We start from the raw sequence: 18,448 nt of genomic DNA, 5'->3' as shown, positions 1-18,448 counted from the left end.
TCCTCATAAAGTGTAAGAGTGTTTGTTAAAAAAATGAGGTGAGAATGTGAGTGCTTCAAAACGAAACAACTTTGTATGGATTTTCATTGTTTTTGCTACGCTCTTCTTTTTTGCAATCCTCACTGTTATAGGCATTGTCATTATGAACGAAAAAACAATTATTGTACCAGATGAAGTAGGGACTATTTCAGGTGCAGTTAGTATGGCTGAACCTGGTGACATAATATTGGTTAAAGTGAAAGAGAATGGTACTCCTTATAACGAATCCTTCACTATTAACCAAGATAAGATTAAGCTGATTGGAATAGGAAAAGAAAAACCTGTAATTGATTCACCGAGTATTGCTATAAGACTTAATACCACTTCAGGGGTGTTAGTGAGGAGTTTTGATTTTCAAGGAAATAGTATTGCTATACAAGTATTAACTTCAGAGAGTAATATGATTAAAGATAATTCGTTTATTGATAATAGTCTTGGCATTACTTTATCCGATTCTGACAGGAACATACTAAAAGGTAATACTTCTAGTGGAAATAGTAACCCTATCTCGTTAAGCTTTTCAAATAACAATTTAATTAATGGCAATACTCTTAATAATGACAGTGCCAACGGTATTAATTTATCCAATTCCGATGGCAACCTAATTAAACGAAACACAGTCACAAACATTGGGTTTAATGGTATTTTATTGAATACATCCTCTAACGACAATGATGTTTTCTTCAACCGTGCGTTTGGTAATGGTGATGGAGTTGTTACTTTTGATATAAACGATGAGGGGAATCCTGGTACCAACAATAACTTGAAAGGGAATAAATGTGATACAAGTAGCCCAGAAGGCTTATGTAAATAATTCATTGTAAGTATCCTTTCTAAGGTAGTCACATTATATAGAAAACAAGGGTAGAAACTACATGTTTTTACCTTTTTTATTCGCCTTGAATGTGACAAGTTAATCAAGGTTAAACACATATAGGAATGAAATAGGAAAGGAGAATGCATGATGTCACAAAGAGGAGTCAATAAGTCGCTAACCGAAGCACAAAGACAATGTGCGGAAATACTGGCTCAAAATGACTTATATAGGCTAACCATGGAAGATGTTTCGGAAAGAGTAGGGGTAAGTGTTCGCACGGTACACCGTTGGAAAAGGGATAAGACCTTTATACACTCCCAGGATGAGGTAGCAGAGTTTGTTTGTCTAATTATTTGGGAACATAGATTCCAATAAACAACCATTTCTCGTTTTTCTAAGTTGAATTCTGTATCTTCTCCTCCAAGGAACAATAATACTTTATAACCTATACACTCATCAGGCTGAAGGTTCATTGGGTGTATAGATAGCCATTCATTATAAAAGGACGAAGCCAAACATGCATCATGAAATTTAGGGATTTCTTCATTATGAATTTCCAATACTTCACCCGTTCCTGGCTCAAACATTAAAATTTGAGCATGTCCTGTTTCTATTCTAGCAAAATCAAGAGCAAAATGTCTTCCCAACCAATCATAGCCAAAGCATTCAATTCGACCTTCAAACTCTGGAAAGGCTTCAAGGACAATTTTATTCCATTGTTTTATATTATCCAGCTTATGCAACCTATATAGACCATTTCCAAAAGAAACCCCTTCATATTTATCAAAAAGAGTCATAAATCCTTTTGTTTTTCTTTGTATATCACTAAATTTGTCGTGATTGCAATCACCGTGTTTTTCACTCCAAAAAAGTTAAAAAAAGATTTAAACATTTATCTTCTCCTTATGGTTTTGTTGTTTATATTATTTTTGCTTCTCATTTGCTCCCATTTTTTCTTAAAAAAATTCCGATACTTCTTTACAGTGTTTTTCTAATTCTCGTAATGTAAATAGCTTTGTACTCGGAAACGCTGATGAGTTTTCCTTACTGTAAGTTAAATGTACAATTGCATATTTATCTATCTCATTAACCCAATAAATTACGTCATCATTATCGTTTCTTCTTGCTACTGCGACTGACTTTTTTCCATAGAGAACGTGACTAGGAGACAACTCTTTAATTAGTTCATTGTTAAGAACTTCAGCCATACTCTTAGTAATCACCCACCACGGATCCTCCAAAAATTCTTCTAATTTAACTTCCATCAAAGTCACCTCTTTTTTATGATTTCAGGATAAACCTTAATGGACTATTTTGCTTGTTAATATAAGTCCAATCTACTAACTTCGTATTCTAATTTTAGCATATAAACCAAAATGATTTTAGATATTCTAGAATTCAAATTTTTATGGTAATGGACCATTTTGAAATAAGAAAAAAACAACAGGATTTTTGATCAAACTTCATTTAAATAATTGAACTTTGTTTGAGCTGATTAAACGTTTTCTTTCCTTTGGTAACAACTCCTAGTATACATTCGCTGTCCTGAAAATTCCGTGCAACGATGAAACACTCTAATAATGGAAGTTTTCATATCCATCAATACCGACCGATTGATGAAAGTACTAGCTATGATGACTTTTATTCTATCCGTCATAAGTCTTAGATCCGTTCCACCAAATGTTGGATGATATTTTTTGACAAAATGATTATTCTTAGTTTGATAGATAGAGAAAGATTGAGAGTGAAGGGTTGGGTTGTCATTGGATAAGTATATGAAATTATTAGGGAATGTATATTTTCGCCGTTTTTTCCTTGCTTCTGCGGTATTAAATGTAGGGAGAAAATTGTCGTGGATAGCACTTGGGTGGTTTGTATACCAAGTAACGGGTTCAACGCTCGCTATTGGGATCGTCATATCAGCTGCTACTATTTCCCCGTTAGTATCAAGTATTTTTGTTGGGGGGATTTTAGACCAATACAATCGAAGGAGGGTCATGGTGCTTGAAAATATAGTGAGGGGGACGTTGCTTGCCCTCATTCCAATCTTCTATTGGTTTGACATTCTTTCTTTGTGGGTGATCGTATTAGTAGTCTTTATAAATGGAATGCTTTCTTCTTTTACGACGATTGGTACATCTGCGATTTTGCCTGAGTTTCTTGAGAAAGAAGAGTTAGAGACAGGTAATGCGGTTTTTATGATGACAGGTCAATTTGGATCGCTTGTGGGTCCAGCATTAGGGGGATTTAGTACAGCTTTAGTTGGTGCCCCCATAACCCTCTTTATGAATGTAATGTGTTTTATGGTGGCTGCCTTATTGTATTATCGTATTCCTCATGCTGCCTATCATAAAGGGCTCGAACAAAGAAATAGACCCATTGATTTAAAAAGGAAGTGGAGTAGCTTTTATCGTGATACAAAAGAAGGGTTTCAGTTTATCTTTACATACAAATCATTAGTGGTCATCGCATTAGTGACGTTTTTCTTCAATTTCACTTATGCCCCTCTAGAACCAATGTTACCCGTATTTGTAAATGACATTATAAATGAAGGTGCAGAGGCGTTAGGGCTGATGTGGACATGCTTTGCCATTGGCTCATTTATCGGATCATTAGGTTGGATACGATTGAATAAGAACATCCCTTATTCATATGCCTTAGGATTAGTAATTTTTCTTTGGGGTATGGTTCCAACTAGCTTTGGCTTTTTATCAAATATTCTGGTCATTTATATAATGATGTTCTTAGGTGGAGTCGTCTATGCACCCTACAACATTATTTCCCCAACGTTAAAACAAAGGCTAGTGCCGAATACAATTCGAGGGCGTGTGTTTGGAGTATATGGATTAATAGCTGGCTTAGGTTTTCCAATTGGTGTATATGTAGGAGGGTATATAGCTGAATACATAGGAGTAGTCAATACCATTATTGCTAGTGGAATCATGACCATGCTACTTGGACTAGTGGTAGGGCTTCACCCGCTCTTAAGAATGAATGAGGTCAACACTCTCCACCCGATAAGGGAGGGCCATTAAATCTCCTTTGACTGATACATGTTCTTCGCTTTAAAAGGAGATTGGGTATGTCATAAACAAGAAGAAGGAGTCGTGAATATGTTTCGTGTTTTTAGACATAAGGCATTTTCGTTATTTTTTGTAGGTTACTTTATTTCTACGATTGGGAATGCTTTGTTTTATTTGTCCGTACTTTGGTATGTTCAACTTATGACAGGAGAAGGGAAATATGTGGCTCTCCTCGGCCTGATGATTACCATTCCTCAACTATTTATGTTTGTATCAGGCGTTGTTGCCGATCGATTTTCGCGGAGAAAAGTCATGCTTTTTACAGACGTCTTTTCTTTTATAATCGTGCTTTTTTTATCTATTTACCTTGCTTTCTTTTCTTATTCCTTTTGGGTGATTGCGATCTCATTTTTACTACTAAATATTTGTCATAACCTTTTCATGCCAGCCTCCCGCGCTTTCATGCCTTTAACCTTACCAGAAGGCGAGTTGACAGTAGGGAATAGCCTGTTTGTAATGGTGACAAGAATAGGGGCAATCATGGCAGCAACAGCAGGAGCATTTCTGCTTACTTTAGTAAACGAAACGTATTTTTTTCTATTTAATGCCATGACATTTCTCATCTCGGCAACTTTTCTCCTCATTTTAAAACGATTTGTCAATGAACAACGTGAGATGCCATCAAATCAAGTTCCAGAAGGGAGGTTTTCTTTAAAAGGTTTTTTAAATGATATAAAGGATGGCGTAAGGGTCATAAAAAATGAGAAGATTTTATTATTTATGCTACCAGGTGTTTTATTAACCAATCTATTTTTTGTAACGTTTTTCTATCTTACTCCGTCTTGGTCACAACAAATATTAAAAGCAGGTGCCAAGGGCTATAGCCTTCTAGAATTATCCCTTGGTTTGGGAGCCCTGACTGGGGCCTTTATTTCAGGCTGGATATCAAAGTGGATCACACCTAAATTAGGCTTAACGACAGCCTTTTTGCTGCAAAGTGTAATAGTGTTTTTTCCAATGTTTCCGTATCTATATCCGGGTATGGTAGTATTATTTATCGCTTCAGTTGGAACGGGGATGGCAGGGGCCTTTATGATGACGATGATGCAACAGATAATCCCTGACGACTATAGGGGAAGGGCTTTTGGTCTGTTAATGTCAGTAATGGGGGGCATTGTCCCGATAGGCACAATACTATCAGGCTTACTATCTAGCTATATTGGGCTTAGTGGAACCTTTTGGATATCAAGTGTTGGTTGTGCAGGAGGGGCCATAATGTTAGCTGTTACATTTGCTACCGTTCCTTATCAAACAGGTCAAACATCAAATACAGTCATTTCTAATTAGTCTAAGGTTGTGGATTACTTAAGAGAGACTGGGTTATTTTTATTTAAAGGGTTAGGTACTGTAGGGACTACTTGTTCATTCATTATTGTGAAATGACTGCTAAATGGGCAGTCATTTTTTTATGTTGACGACTTATATCATTAAATGATATAGTCTATTTAATGATATATCATTTAATGATATAAAAGGAGGTACACAATGCCGAGAAACGATTCATTGGAAATGGGAGAGCTGACGGATACATCCTATTACATTTTATTAGCACTAATCGAGCCTATGCATGGGTACTTGATTATGAATAAAGTCGAGAACATGACAAATAATCGTGTATCTATTGGACCAGCTTCTCTGTACACAACCATAAAGAAATTAGTAAAAGCTGGATTAATTGAACTAGTTGAAGAAGCTGAAAAGAAAAAGAAAACGTATGTGACAACGGAAAAGGGCATCAAATTAATAAAACAAGAAATGGACCGGAAGCGGGAAATGATTTTACATGCAGAAGAAATATTTACAAATATAGGAGATGGGAATAATGGCTAAAACAAAATACGTGCTAAATGGTGGGCTTGCATTTTCTGAAGAAAAAGATATGAAAAAACTAAGTAAATATGCCAAAGATGGGTGGGTATTAGAGGGCTTCTCGTTATTAGGATTAGGGTATAAATTAAAAAAAGGAGCAAGTCAAGAATTAGACTATTCATTAGATTACCAACTGGAAGCGGATGAGGAATATTTCTCCTATTTTAAAGCAGCTGGTTGGTCTCATGTTTGTTCAGCAGATAGTGCCCATGTGTTTGGAGCACCAGCAGGAACAACCCCCATCTATTTGGATCGTGTGTCGACGATTGAAAAGTATACAGTCGAAAAACAACAAATGGGCAAAGTTACACTGATATCCTTCATTGCTACGGTTGTTCTGTTTTTGTTATATTTCATGAGTAACCAAGGGTGGGTACCTGAAATCGTTGGACAAGTAAGCTATGGGTTAGCACTCATTTCGACCATTATTCTTATATTTGGTGGGCTACCATTTATTGCGTATCACTTTAGAGTAAACAAGTTAAAAAGAAAGACATTTTGATAAGTAGTAACAGGGAAGGCATTACCGATTTTCCTTTACCTAGGAAGATAATAAAGAAATACATGGCAAGTTGTTAGTAGATCCTATGTGAAACCTGGTAAGGGTTTATATGGATGATGAAGATTTTTCAATAAGGGGGTCCCTATAGGGACCCCTTTATTGAATTTATTGAGATTTATGTTCATAATTTAACATATTTACTTCAAGGTCATTTGTATAACTTTGGGGCCTTATACCAAATGTGATTGTATCCGTTCCTAAGACTCCATTCTTTTGTGGTTCTACTGTGAATTTAACCACATAGGGATAGTGTTGCTTCTTTCCATTATAAGTATATTCTAATAAATGTCCTTTTTCTGATTGATCAACTTCGATAATATGATAATCTGGATGATCCCAATAATACATAATAAAAATTGAACCTGGAGTACCAACTTCTTCGTTATAATAATTTGCTACCGCTCTTTGAATTTCTTGCTGGAACAAACTCATGATAAATTGATCATTGGATTGTTCAGATATTATTGAATTATGTTTATGTTCAGCATTAGTTTTATCTTGAGAAGCAAAAATAACCATCGTAAGTAGGGACAAAGATACTAAAGCAAATACAGATACTCGTTTCATTTATAAATCACCATCTTTATTCAATATTTGTTAATGATAGATTACCCAGAAGTATGGATGAAGATGTTGAGTTTATTCTATTTAGTTGGTAAGTACTTGTATATTTAAAAATTAGTTGATGATGGAGTACAAGAATTCGATAATAGTAAAAGGGGATTGAAGACGAAGAATTAAAAGGAAATAAATAGCTGTAAAGGATAATTTAGCAGGATAGATAAAAATTTCTTGGTGAAAAACCCCACTACTTCCAGCTATTGAGGTTTATGGTATAACATTATTCCAGACTTTAAGACTTCTTAATAAATTCTTAAGAAGTTTCTTCACTAAAAACTAAGGATTTTTTTGTATGATGGTCAATAGATGAAGTACCATACCATTACTAGTTAAAGCCTATAATATAGTGAATATAAATATGTAAAATTAAGGGAGAATTAAAGATGAAAAAAACATTATTGTCAAAAATGTCTTTCATTCTTATTGCAACGTTGTTTTTATGGATGAAGACGTACATTGTTTATAAGACAAGCTTTGATATAAAGATTGAATCCGGGATGCAAGAATTTATCCTTTTGATAAATCCTCTAAGCTTTTTACTTGTTGTGTTTGGAGTCTCCTTGTTTATGAAGGAAAAGCGTCGTAATTATTATATAGTTATTACGAGTTTCATCGTTTCCTTTATCCTATATGCCAATGTAGTGTACTACAGAGAATATACAGATTTTATTACGATTCCTTTGCTCTTTACTACCTCTAACCTTAATGGTTTAAGTGATAGTATTTTGGAGTTAATTAAGATTACAGATATCTTCATGTTTATTGATGTCCTTTTCTTGTCCTTTATTATTCGGAATAAAGGTAAGCGTTCAATGTCAGCGGTGTTTACGTTCAGAGAGAAAAGTATTTATTTATTAATGGTCGTAGCGGTTTCTTTATTTAACTTAGGACTTGCAGAAATCGAGCGTCCACAGCTGTTAACGCGTACATTTGACCGTGAAATGCTTGTGAAAAATATTGGTCCATATAATTATCATATTTATGACCTCGTCTTAACCTCAAAAACGAAAGCACAAAAAGCACTTGCTAATAGTAGTGACTTTACAGAAATCGAGAACTATTTATCAGCCAATTACACAAAGCCAAATGAGGAGCTGCATGGAATTGCTAAAGACCGAAACGTCATCATGGTTTCGATGGAATCATTACAAAACTTTGTGATAAATAATGAGATAAATGGGGAAGAGATTACGCCGTATCTAAATGACTTAATTAGTAACAGTTATTATTTTGATAACTTCTATCATCAAGTTGGACAAGGGAGAACGTCAGATAGTGAGTTCTTGGTTGATAATTCCTTATATCCATTAGGTAGAGGGGCTGTTTTCTTTACAAATGCTGAAAATGAGTACCGTGCAACACCAGAGATTTTAAAAGAGGAAAATTATTATTCAGCCGTTTTCCATGCAAATAATAAAAGTTTTTGGAATCGAAATGTTATTTATCCAAACTTTGGTTATGACCGTTTCTTTTCAGTAGATGATTACGAAGTGAGCGAAGAAAATTCGATTGGTTGGGGCTTGAAGGATATAGACTTCTTTAACCAATCAGTAGAAAAAATGAAGGAATTGCCGCAGCCTTTTTATTCTAAATTCATTACACTAACCAATCATTTTCCATATGAGTTAGATCAAGAGGATAAGTGGGTGGACGAGTTTACGTCAAATAGTCGTACACTTAACCGTTATTTTCCTACAGTACGATACATGGATGAATCTCTTAAGCTATTTATGGAACAGTTAAAACAAGAAGGTTTATACGAAAATTCTATATTTGTCTTTTACGGAGATCATTACGGAATATCTGAAAATCATAATAAAGCAATGGGTGAATATTTAGAGGAAGAAGTCACACCGTTTCAATCTGTACAATTACAAAAAGTTCCATTAATTATTCACATCCCTGGTGTAACAGACAAAGATCCAGAGGTTATTTCAAAAGTGTCAGGACAAATTGATCTTAAACCAACCCTTCTAAACTTACTAGGTGTCGAGATGAAAGATGAAGTGCATTTTGGTGCAGATATCTTCTCTACTGATAAAAAGGAGTTTACTGTACTAAGAGATGGAAGTGTGATAACAGAAGACTACGTCTATACGAAATCTACATGTTATGACAAAAGCACAGGGGAAGAGGTTGATGGCGCAAGCTGTGAGCCTTTAGAAGAGAAAGCAAAAACGGAGCTTGAGTACTCTGATAAAACGATATATGGAGATTTATTAAGGTTTTACGAAGAAAAACCCTTTTAAAAAGTGATAACTGAAAATGGGTTGAATGAATAGTCGTGTTTCATTAGGTGAGAGAGGACTTGCTTGTTATTTAATAGTAAGTTCTCTCCTATCCTAAAAGGAGATAAACTCAATCGTTAGTACTTAGGAAATAGTTATAGTGGTGAAGAAGCAAATTTTTCACTATACAAAACATAGATGAAAAAGAGAAAACCTACTTATTGTACGTCTCCGAAAATACCCCTATAGGTAAGGGAGGGTGAAGCTGTTGAGAAAGGATATAAAGCTCAGTAACATGAAAGGAATGTTGGTGTTTTTAGTTGTCTTTGGACATTTTATAGAATTGAATAAAGAAAACTACTATCAAATTTTCGTGTTCATTTATACATTTCATATGCCACTTTTTGTGTTTATTAGCGGATTTCTAGCAAAGAGGATGAAAGTGAAAAAGGTAATCAACCTCATTATTTTGTATATAATCTTTCAGACTGCATGCAATTTTTATTTTTTCTTGACAGGTGATTCCCAACTATTCAAATTTAACTACGATAAACCAATATTTCATTTGTGGTATCTTGTTAGTATGGTATTTTGGTACATATTAGCGGGAATAGTCGGAAGATTAAAATTAAACAATAGTGGAAAAATTTTGTTATTAATGTTTATAATTATAATAAGCTTTTTCTCACGTTGGTATACAGACGCAATAGTAGATTTTATGAGGGAATTTTATCCGAATTTTTCATCGTACACATTTAGTTATCAGCGTACCATTACATTTTCACCATTTTTCTTTGCGGGATTGTTTATGTCGAGAGAAATGTTGAAGCAACTATACACTACCATATCTACTAATAAAGCAAAGGCTTTATTAGTAGTAACGGCAGCTACAGTATTTCTAATTAATGAAATCATCCCTAACATGGAATGGTTATATAAAGGTAGTTATGGAACGTATCGGTTCTTAGCAGAGGATCAGAGTTATTTATTAAAAATGATATTACATTTTGCTTTGTCCGCATGGATATGTCTTCTTATACTAAATGTTATCAATGAAAAGAAGAGTATTTTCACTAAATGGGGTGATAACTCACTTGGCATTTTTCTCATGCATCCTATATTTATCTTTCCATTGAGACATAGTGATTTTATGGATAAATGGAATGTAGATACTCAATTATTGGTTATTTTTATCATGTCAATCATTGTTACGTCCATTTTAGGGTCCGATTTCTTTTCACAAAAAAGCCGGTTTATCACTTCACCTATGATCACCTTAGAGAAATTGATTCGTATGTTAAAAGATCTTTATAACACGAAAGTAACGATAGATAGAAAGCGATTGAGTAAAATCAAACCGTGATACTACGAAGAGGATGGACTCCCTTTAATAATCTGTTCATTTCTGTAAGAGGAAGAGTTATGTACCGTAAAAAGTGGTCATCGACATACTGACCGCAAGGAACTTACAGCAGTACAATAAGTTGGATGAAAAATGATGCTCACTAGTAAGTTAAAGCGGTTTGATATGCGATGCACTTTATTGTAGATTTGGAAGGGATGAGAGAGGTTGAAAATTAGAGAAGTTGATATAAAAAAGAGTAGGTTCAAATTCATCGTTTATCCAACTATGTTTTTAATAAGTGCGTTACTCTTGATGATTTTATTATGGTATCAAGGGATTATCATTCCCAATGCTTCAACTGCAAAAAACTATCCTGTGAAAGGTGTTGATGTTTCAGCCTATCAAGGGGATATAGAATGGGCACAATTTCAGGAGCAAGGCTTACAGTTTGCTTTTATGAAAGCCACTGAAGGAAGCTCGTTTGTTGATAAATTTTTCGAGGAAAATTGGAAAAATGCAGAAAGTACATCTTTACGTATTGGGGCCTATCATTTTTTCAGCTATGACAGTGAGGGAAAAACGCAAGCACAGAACTTTATCAACACAGTGCCAATTCATGAAGAGGCCTTACCGCCAGTGGTGGATGTTGAGTTTTATGGTGATAAAGAAAAAAATCCTCCAAAGCGCGACCAAGTAGAGAAAGAACTTCAAACAATGGTAAAAATGCTAGAAGAGCATTATGGAAAACGAGTCATTCTTTACACGACAAAAAAAGCATATGATTTGTACATAAAAAATAGTTTTGAACAATGTGATATTTGGATAAGAGATGTTATCACGACACCTTCATTGCCAGATAATAGAGATTGGACATTTTGGCAGTACACCGATCGAGAACAATTAAAAGGTTATAAAGGGGAAGAAAAGTTCATTGATGTCAATGTTTTTCATGGTAGTGAAGAAGAGTTTAAAGAATACGGATTATAATATTATGTATTCTCTTTAATAGTGATGTCATTTTCTCTCTTTACTATTTTCTCCTTGTATCTTAAATCCTCCCTTTACCGTTTATTTTCAAATTAACTTCAAACGGTAAAGGGAGGATCTTTTTTAGTCTTTGCTGGTTTAAATTTAAAAACGAGATTGATGGGCAGCATTATTTATAGCTCCACAATTCCTTTATGAAATCCTAATTTAGCTTGAATTTACCATCTTCAATAGTGTTAACGGTAGGTAGGTGATGAATGACTATCTAAGTTCTTATAATCAAATTATAACCATATAATAATTACTATACGGATTATATCTATTACAATTTGTGAAATGGTAAAATTCACAAATTGTATCCTGACCACCATCCACTTAGTCTATAGAAAGGAGTAGAAGAAGATGGAAAATAATGAATTTACTAGAGTTATATTACTTGGTTGGCTATTTGCCTATTTTATCAGGGAAGCCATGGGGATAACGGGATCGCTAATTCCCCTTGCGTTATTAGGTTGTTCATTGTTTTTCTTGTTTAATTTCATTGCAATTAAGTTAAACGTCACAGAAAGAACGAAGATGTATCTAATAAATTCTGTATTACTATTATTTAATATAATCTCCTTCTCCACTATTGAGGATATATGGTTTAAAGTTGGTATACTTCTAGGCTCTCTGCCAGTGATTATTATTAGTATTGTAATTTACTTTCAAGAAAAAGATGAACGCAATTTATAATATGAAAAACATCTTGGATTAACTTTATCGTAGGATTTAAGGTTTAGGCATTATTATTAATGATTTTTTATAAATAATACCAATAGTTCTATTTTGTAGCTTCCTGGACATCAACGATAGATGTTTGCAGATATATTATACAAATGATCACGGATCTACCTTTATCTTCTTTATTAATGACATGAATTAAACGTCTCCCTTCCGTAAATATTCTTCCGAGCGGCATAAGAATTACCCCTCTAATTTTAATAATAAGTTCTCATTTTTGAATAAGTAGATAAATTAGACGTAATGATACAGACTATGTACTTATTATGGATTATAATTGTCTTAGAAAATAATGGATAAGGATGTTGTAATTTGAGTATTTTTAAATCAATTAAGGAATTTATTACCTCGAGTAATAGTAACGTGGATGAAACAGTATCAAGGATGGGAGAAAACAAACCGAATAGCAGTGATTTTATAAGTGAAGTGCGATTGACTAGGTTCAACCACTATTTGGGAGGTGAACTCAACTTTACTTCACAAGATTCTTGGGATGAGTTTTTTAAATATGAGAAGCAAAATCCAACATTAATAGGGTTTGAAAAGCGCTCTCGCAGGCAATTCCGAAACTTATATCATTCCGATAATATAATAGTAGCAGAAGCAGCCGGCACGATTGAAATCACTTCAACTAAAGAAGTCCTGCAAATACCACTGAAAGATACAAAATTAGAAAAGATGAGAGCTACTACTGCAAATGAAAAGGCAATCATTCTACATAAACAAGAAAGCGTTGCTATGATTGACCATGAAACAAAACAGTTTCATATTTTTGAGTTTGAGTGGCAACCATTTAACTTTGCAATGGGCAATGATTTTTGGCTAGTGGGAACACGTGAAACTTACGATGGACCAGGAGAGTTGTATTGTTTTGATTACAGCGGAAAACTTAACTGGGCAATGTCATTTAAAGAGCAGATAGTGAATGTGTTTGGAGAGTTCTTATTTACCCCTTACTTACTTGAGGTATCAATTGATTCTACTGATATTTTTGTGTCTAGTATGGATAGATTGTATCGATTAGATGTTCACGGGAACCTTAAAACTAGAATTTCTATTGGAGAATTACAAGAGCGGGAAATGCAAAATAAATATAATCAGCTTCAGCAGTCGTTATCCTCACCTCGGACAGAAGAGGAAGCGATAAGTGCCTATGCTACAGAGCTTGCCAATCAATTTATGATGGGTTTCAAACGTATGACATTTGCATCTCCATTTGCAGGATTTGCCCATGATCCTGCTACAGATATGGTATTTATTCTAGAAGAAAAAGGTAGAGTAAGTGCTTGGAATAAAGACGGGGATTTAGTTTGGATTAATACCTTCAAAAATTCAAGTAGGTACATTAGGTGGTTAGATGATAAATTAATTGTTTCGTTTAATACAGGAGAAACTTTTTGGCTGAATAAAAAAGGAAAATTTATTTATGGAGCTAATCTTCCTAAAAAAGCTTCTACTATATCTTTAATACCTAATCAAGAAAAGTACATCGTTATATGTGAAGACAACCGTTTGTACGAATTAGAGAAGGGTACAGGGAACCTTATTACTGGTTCCGAGGGACATCCAGGAATGGAGTTGTTTACCTTCTCTGGTAGGAACGTATTTTTTGACGGTGGAATAAGTACAAAAGGATATTATTGGCTAGCCCCTGACAACCATGTATGGAAGCAGTTTGAGTCGAAAAATATTCTAGAGAGCAAAATGGATGTCACAACGGAAGTACCTGTAGAGATTTCCGAGACTAAAAGGTTCCGTCAAATGTGGGAAGTAACAAGTGAAGAGGACTGGTTTGGAAGTAGAGAAATTGACATTCAAAGTAAAAGGATATATGTGGTTGAAAAGGGACCAAGAAAATCTGGTAATGAATTAAGAAATTTAAGTGACAAGGAACTAATGAAAGATACTATGAGTCACTATTTAACTTGCTATGACTTTGAGGGAGATGTCATATGGAGAAATCATGTTTTTTCTTCAATGAGTTCATTGTACTTATCCCCTGATGGAAAGTTTATTTTCACAAGCGCTCCTTCCGAAAGTGACATTACGTATCTTCCAGGATATATTTTGATTTACTCTGAGGAAGGAAGAATGGTGAATAAAATTAAGGTCGAGCATCATGGCTATCATCTTAATTTTACATCTCATTATAATGCAGTGGTGAATTTTTCTGTAGACAGGGGTTCGGAACGAAAGAAAGGTATTTTAAATTTAATTGATAATAAGAGGTGGGGGTTAACAATAGACGAAGAAAATGGACAAACTGTTAGTTCTGCCCCGTTTGGAGCGGGTTTAAACAATGTAGCCACGAACAGCTATTATATTACACGGAAAGGGAAAAAGAAATACGTAATTAAAAGTGTTGAGGTTGAAAAAGAATTTACATTTTCTGAAGCAATTAACGAAGCTCATCAAATTAGTAGTGGACAACTGATTTTGAGAGTTGGAAATAGAGCAATTAAAATTTTTGATCAAAATTTAAGAGAGAATGTAGAGTTAAAAGAAAAAGAGAACGTCTTATCTATTACATCTGCTAGTTCTACCATTGCTGTATTAACAAAGACTGAGTTGAAGGGATACGATCTTAATGGAAATCTAAAGTGGAAGTATTCTTCTATTCCTAAAGCATCTGAAAACAGTGTTACATGGATTTCAAAAAAACAGGTGTACTTATGGTCCCTTTCAAATAGTCACATCAAAATGGTAGCATCCATTAATGAAAAAGGTGACGTGATAAATAGTCAAGCTTTTGATTCTAAAGAGTACTATAGGTCTATTATTGTAAATGAAAATGATAATAGCTTTATAGCGCAAACAAATGGAATAATTCAAGCTTATTGTATATAGTGCACACCGCTAATTTCACTTGAAAGTCATAACAACTCTAGCAATGGAAAACAAGAGTTATAAGAGTTTTCAGTGTGAAATGGCCACTCACAAGTAGTAAGGGAACAGAGTTATTTTTATTAATACAGGGTGTTAAGTTGGTTTTATATGAGACATATACAAATAAAGCATTTTTTTGTATAGTACTTTCTTATTTTTTTTCCTGCAGCGATTTTCTAGACGGACTCCCTTGAAAAGCCTGCTATTTAAGGGTTTATAATTTGGTGTTCAAAGAACAAATAAACTAACAATAATCGCTGGGGGAAATGGAAAAACAGATATACGATGAGTATGTTGAAATTAAACTAAATAATAGTCTAGAACTGCTGTTTCTTTTAATCGTTCCCATAAAACGTTTTTAGTCTTATTGTATTACACTTTATAATCCTAGTACTTACAATATTTTAATCTCTATCTAAGGGGCTTTATCTTCATTTTTGCAGATAAAAGGCATCTTAAATAGTCGTAAAAGTGATCTTGTACGTTTTATTTTCCATCTTCACGGTAATGTTCATGTTCCCAAGAAATTGTTTTACAATAGAATAGATTAAGTGTTTATCATTTGCTTTTACATTCGGTGCTGGTTGAAGTGCAACGAGTTGTTCAATATGATCTATTTCTTCTGCTATTGCTTGATTATGTTTTGCATTCAATCTTCCTGAACCACCACATGTATCACAGTATGGTAGAGTACCTTCACAATGACAAGGAATCATTTTCATTCGTTTAATGGTCATTAAAACTATCTCCTATCTTAAGTTTATTGTTTCACAAATAGTATTCGTAATCTAGAAATCATCAAAATGGGGCTTGTGAATGACATTGAACGCCATCTTATAAAAAAAACCTTTACCATTGTTGGTAAAGGTTTTTTTACACATAAAGACCTTTACCAACTGATAAAGGTCTTGCTAACAACGTCATGTACCGTCGCCAACAAAGCCGAGAGTGTAATACTCCGTATTGACGACTTTGCTGTAAAAGCTACTCCCCTTTAGGAGATGATATTTGATTAATTAAATTAATCATAAAATAAACCTTTAAGGTCTGTCAATTGTTTATCGTAAAAGATTCTCAATTAGTTAAAAAAGAGTAATATAGGCCTGTATGAATGTGGGTACTTAGTATCATTGTGATTTCATGTTCTATCTTTAATTCGCAACTAAGGTTAATAACAAAAGAGCCAATACTAGAAGCTTTTACTATTATTTTTGAAAGAATAGTTGTTGAAAAAGGTTGTTCATTCGACCTAATGAAATGAGGGCAGGCTTCTCTTACAATCATACTCTAGATTAAGTTAGTAAAAAATGGTAGGTTTGAATAGGCAATTGCTTTATGAGGAAAATCTAAACAGGGATAAAATTAAGGAGATTAAATGAATCAGATAGGTAATAAAACAGAAAAAAATAATCCAGTAAGAATTTCTTTAAACGATGTTACGTTTCAGCTTCAAGAAAAACATGACTTTGAATGGTTACATTCCCTCGGTCATGTATTTAGTGTATTTGATGAACAAGATTCAGGTAATATTTGCTTTGGACTTGAGAGGGATGGCAAAAAAAGATTTGTTAAATTTGCAGGTTCAAGGCCATTAGACTTTTCGGGGAATCCACAAGATGCCGTAACCCGGTTAAAGAAAGCCATTCCATTATATAGTACATTAAAACATCCACATTTAATCGAGTTGGTTGATCACTTTTCTGTGAAGAGTGGGTATGTAGCTGTATTTGAATGGTTCGAAGGGGAGTGCTTACATTCACATTGGTCATTTCCACCTCCAGCAAAATACAATCATCCTAAATCACCATTCTTTCGGTATAGACATTTGCCTATTGAGAAGCGGTTGAAGTCTTTAGATACGATCTTTTCGTTTCATGCTTTCGTCGAATCAAAAGGGTATGTAGCTGTAGATTTTTATGATGGAAGTATCTTATATGATTTTTCGAACGATTGTACAAAAATATGTGATATCGACTTCTACCGGAAAGCTCCATCGGTAAATGATATAGGGAAGAATTTTTGGGGGGCAAAACGCTCAAAAGCACCAGAAGAATTTACCTTAGGTGCACCTATAGATGCAAAAACGAATGTATTCACAATGGGCGCTATTGCATTTAGTGTATTAGGTGGAGAAACGGACCATTCATTCTCAAAATGGGATGCCGGAACAACCCTTTACGAAATAGCTTTACGTGCAGTTAGTGAAGATAGGGATATGAGATACGATAGTATTAAAGAGTTTAAATTAGCGTGGGATGGTGCCTTAGCTTAAAAAATTTATTTTCGAAAACATAAACATCTTTAAACTTTTTAAAGGATGGAGGAGAGCTCTTAATCAAATCATTTATTTGACTAAGATTGTATTTGATTAATAGAAGGAAGTAATCTTTTTATTTCTAATAGGCTGTGATATTATTCATATAATTCTTATAATAAGTGGTGAGTTAGATGAGTATAGCTGAGCAACGTAAAAAGCTAGATTTAGATCGAATTATTTTTATTGGGAGAACGTTTAAAGAGTATTTGGATATGTTTTCTCTTTCGGTTGAAGAATTGAGTGGAAAAAAAGTATTGGATTGTCCATCAGGAGCTTGTTCTTTTACTGCTACAGGGAATCAATTAGGTATAGATATAACAGGCTGTGATATTGCGTATTATCATTCGGGTGAAGAACTTCATAACAAAGGCCTTCAGGATATTGAACACGCTATGGAACATATGGAAAAAGTAAAAAGTAATTATAGATGGAATTATTTTAAAAATGTAGAAAATCTTAAGAATCACCGATTGAGTGCTTTAAAAGATTGTACGAATGATATGAAGCAGTCAAGTGAACAATACGTTCCGGTGACGCTGCCTTCTTTGCCGTTTGGGGATGGGGAATTTGATATTGTTCTTTCTGCTCATTTTCTATTTACATATGCTGACCGATTAGATTATCAATTTCACATAACAACGCTAGATGAATTATTGAGGGTGACAAAAAAAGAAGTTCGTATTTTTCCGTTAGTTGATTTAGAAGGAAAACGATATGAGCATTTAGATAAAATAATCCATTATTTGACGAATAACGGTTGTACAGTCGAAGAGGTTAAAGTCTCATATGAATTTCAGCAAAATGCTCATTCGATGCTAAAAATAAGGCTCAGTTAAATGAAAATACTGATATTTGAGCACCTCGAAATCCATCATTCGTATTAGCAATGACGAATACTAATGATCGTTTTC

At 34.1% G+C, this 18,448-nt stretch carries 16 protein-coding genes and 1 pseudogene; 13 read left to right on the top strand and 4 right to left on the bottom strand.

Annotated features, from left to right (window positions below):
• Nucleotides 1-46 precede the first annotated feature (46 nt).
• Together WAK64_RS06275 and WAK64_RS22375 are read left to right on the top strand one after the other, a co-directional pair.
• The gene (locus WAK64_RS06275) at nt 47-853 is read left to right on the top strand and encodes a NosD domain-containing protein (protein WP_336586097.1); all 807 of its coding nucleotides are present in this window, start codon (nt 47-49) and stop codon (nt 851-853) included.
• Between the two features lie 147 nt (nt 854-1,000).
• A pseudogene (locus tag WAK64_RS22375) lies at nt 1,001-1,132 on the top strand (hypothetical protein); the annotation flags it as partial.
• Here WAK64_RS22375 and WAK64_RS22370 read toward each other — a convergent pair.
• Both WAK64_RS22370 and WAK64_RS06265 read right to left on the bottom strand, forming a co-directional pair.
• The gene (locus tag WAK64_RS22370) at nt 1,069-1,329 is read right to left on the bottom strand and encodes a T6SS immunity protein Tdi1 domain-containing protein (protein WP_419465904.1); all 261 of its coding nucleotides are present in this window, start codon (nt 1,327-1,329) and stop codon (nt 1,069-1,071) included. The pseudogene WAK64_RS22375 and the gene WAK64_RS22370 overlap by 64 nt on opposite strands.
• A gap of 483 nt (nt 1,330-1,812) precedes the next feature.
• Nucleotides 1,813-2,121 (bottom strand): hypothetical protein, encoded by a 309-nt coding sequence (locus WAK64_RS06265; protein WP_336586095.1) that lies wholly within the window; start codon nt 2,119-2,121, stop codon nt 1,813-1,815.
• A gap of 498 nt (nt 2,122-2,619) precedes the next feature.
• On the opposite strand from WAK64_RS06265, the gene WAK64_RS06260 reads away from it, so the two are divergent.
• From WAK64_RS06260 to WAK64_RS06245, 4 genes are all read left to right on the top strand, one after another.
• Nucleotides 2,620-3,891, top strand: a complete 1,272-nt coding sequence (locus WAK64_RS06260) for an MFS transporter (RefSeq protein ID WP_336586094.1) — start codon at nt 2,620-2,622, stop codon at nt 3,889-3,891.
• Nucleotides 3,892-3,969: 78 nt separating this feature from the next.
• Entirely contained in the window at nt 3,970-5,226 is a 1,257-nt protein-coding gene (locus WAK64_RS06255) for an MFS transporter (RefSeq protein WP_336586093.1), read from the top strand.
• 198 nt (nt 5,227-5,424) lie between these two features.
• Nucleotides 5,425-5,769, top strand: a complete 345-nt coding sequence (locus WAK64_RS06250; protein WP_336586092.1) for a PadR family transcriptional regulator — start codon at nt 5,425-5,427, stop codon at nt 5,767-5,769.
• Nucleotides 5,762-6,310 carry a DUF2812 domain-containing protein gene (locus WAK64_RS06245; RefSeq protein ID WP_336586091.1) on the top strand — a complete coding sequence of 183 codons (549 nt, stop codon included), beginning with the start codon at nt 5,762-5,764 and terminating at the stop codon, nt 6,308-6,310. The genes WAK64_RS06250 and WAK64_RS06245 overlap by 8 nt, the downstream gene beginning before the upstream one ends.
• A 165-nt stretch (nt 6,311-6,475) precedes the next feature.
• On the opposite strand, the gene WAK64_RS06240 is transcribed toward WAK64_RS06245, so the two are convergent.
• The gene (locus tag WAK64_RS06240) at nt 6,476-6,937 is read right to left on the bottom strand and encodes a hypothetical protein (RefSeq protein WP_336586090.1); all 462 of its coding nucleotides are present in this window, start codon (nt 6,935-6,937) and stop codon (nt 6,476-6,478) included.
• Between the two features lie 437 nt (nt 6,938-7,374).
• On the opposite strand from WAK64_RS06240, the gene WAK64_RS06235 reads away from it, so the two are divergent.
• From WAK64_RS06235 to WAK64_RS06215, 5 genes are all read left to right on the top strand, one after another.
• Entirely contained in the window at nt 7,375-9,240 is a 1,866-nt protein-coding gene (locus WAK64_RS06235) for an LTA synthase family protein (protein WP_336586089.1), read from the top strand.
• Between the two features lie 247 nt (nt 9,241-9,487).
• Complete coding sequence (locus WAK64_RS06230) at nt 9,488-10,582, top strand: acyltransferase family protein (protein ID WP_336586088.1); 1,095 nt, start codon at nt 9,488-9,490, stop codon at nt 10,580-10,582.
• Between the two features lie 267 nt (nt 10,583-10,849).
• Nucleotides 10,850-11,551, top strand: a complete 702-nt coding sequence (locus tag WAK64_RS06225) for a glycoside hydrolase family 25 protein (protein WP_336586275.1) — start codon at nt 10,850-10,852, stop codon at nt 11,549-11,551.
• A 402-nt stretch (nt 11,552-11,953) separates the two neighbouring features.
• Nucleotides 11,954-12,286, top strand: coding sequence for a hypothetical protein (locus WAK64_RS06220; RefSeq protein WP_336586087.1), 333 nt, complete (start codon nt 11,954-11,956; stop codon nt 12,284-12,286).
• A 360-nt stretch (nt 12,287-12,646) separates the two neighbouring features.
• Nucleotides 12,647-15,181: an ornithine cyclodeaminase gene (locus WAK64_RS06215; RefSeq protein WP_336586086.1), complete on the top strand. Its 2,535-nt coding sequence runs from the start codon at nt 12,647-12,649 to the stop codon at nt 15,179-15,181.
• A gap of 494 nt (nt 15,182-15,675) precedes the next feature.
• Here WAK64_RS06215 and WAK64_RS06210 read toward each other — a convergent pair whose 3' ends face one another.
• The gene (locus WAK64_RS06210; RefSeq protein ID WP_336586085.1) at nt 15,676-15,957 is read right to left on the bottom strand and encodes a hypothetical protein; all 282 of its coding nucleotides are present in this window, start codon (nt 15,955-15,957) and stop codon (nt 15,676-15,678) included.
• A gap of 638 nt (nt 15,958-16,595) precedes the next feature.
• Here WAK64_RS06210 and WAK64_RS06205 point away from each other — a divergent pair.
• Together WAK64_RS06205 and WAK64_RS06200 are read left to right on the top strand one after the other, a co-directional pair.
• Nucleotides 16,596-17,492 (top strand): serine/threonine protein kinase, encoded by an 897-nt coding sequence (locus WAK64_RS06205; protein WP_336586084.1) that lies wholly within the window; start codon nt 16,596-16,598, stop codon nt 17,490-17,492.
• 176 nt (nt 17,493-17,668) lie between these two features.
• On the top strand, nt 17,669-18,373 hold the full coding sequence (locus tag WAK64_RS06200) for an SAM-dependent methyltransferase (RefSeq protein ID WP_336586083.1): 705 nt from the start codon (nt 17,669-17,671) through the stop codon (nt 18,371-18,373).
• The last annotated feature ends 75 nt before the right edge of the window (nt 18,374-18,448 follow it).

Source organism: Bacillus spongiae, from assembly GCF_037120725.1.
GTDB classification, from domain to species: Bacteria; Bacillota; Bacilli; order Bacillales; family Bacillaceae_K; genus Bacillus_CI; species Bacillus_CI spongiae.
Note: the sequence above shows the minus strand (reverse complement) of the source record. Positions and strands in the feature narration are given on the sequence as shown.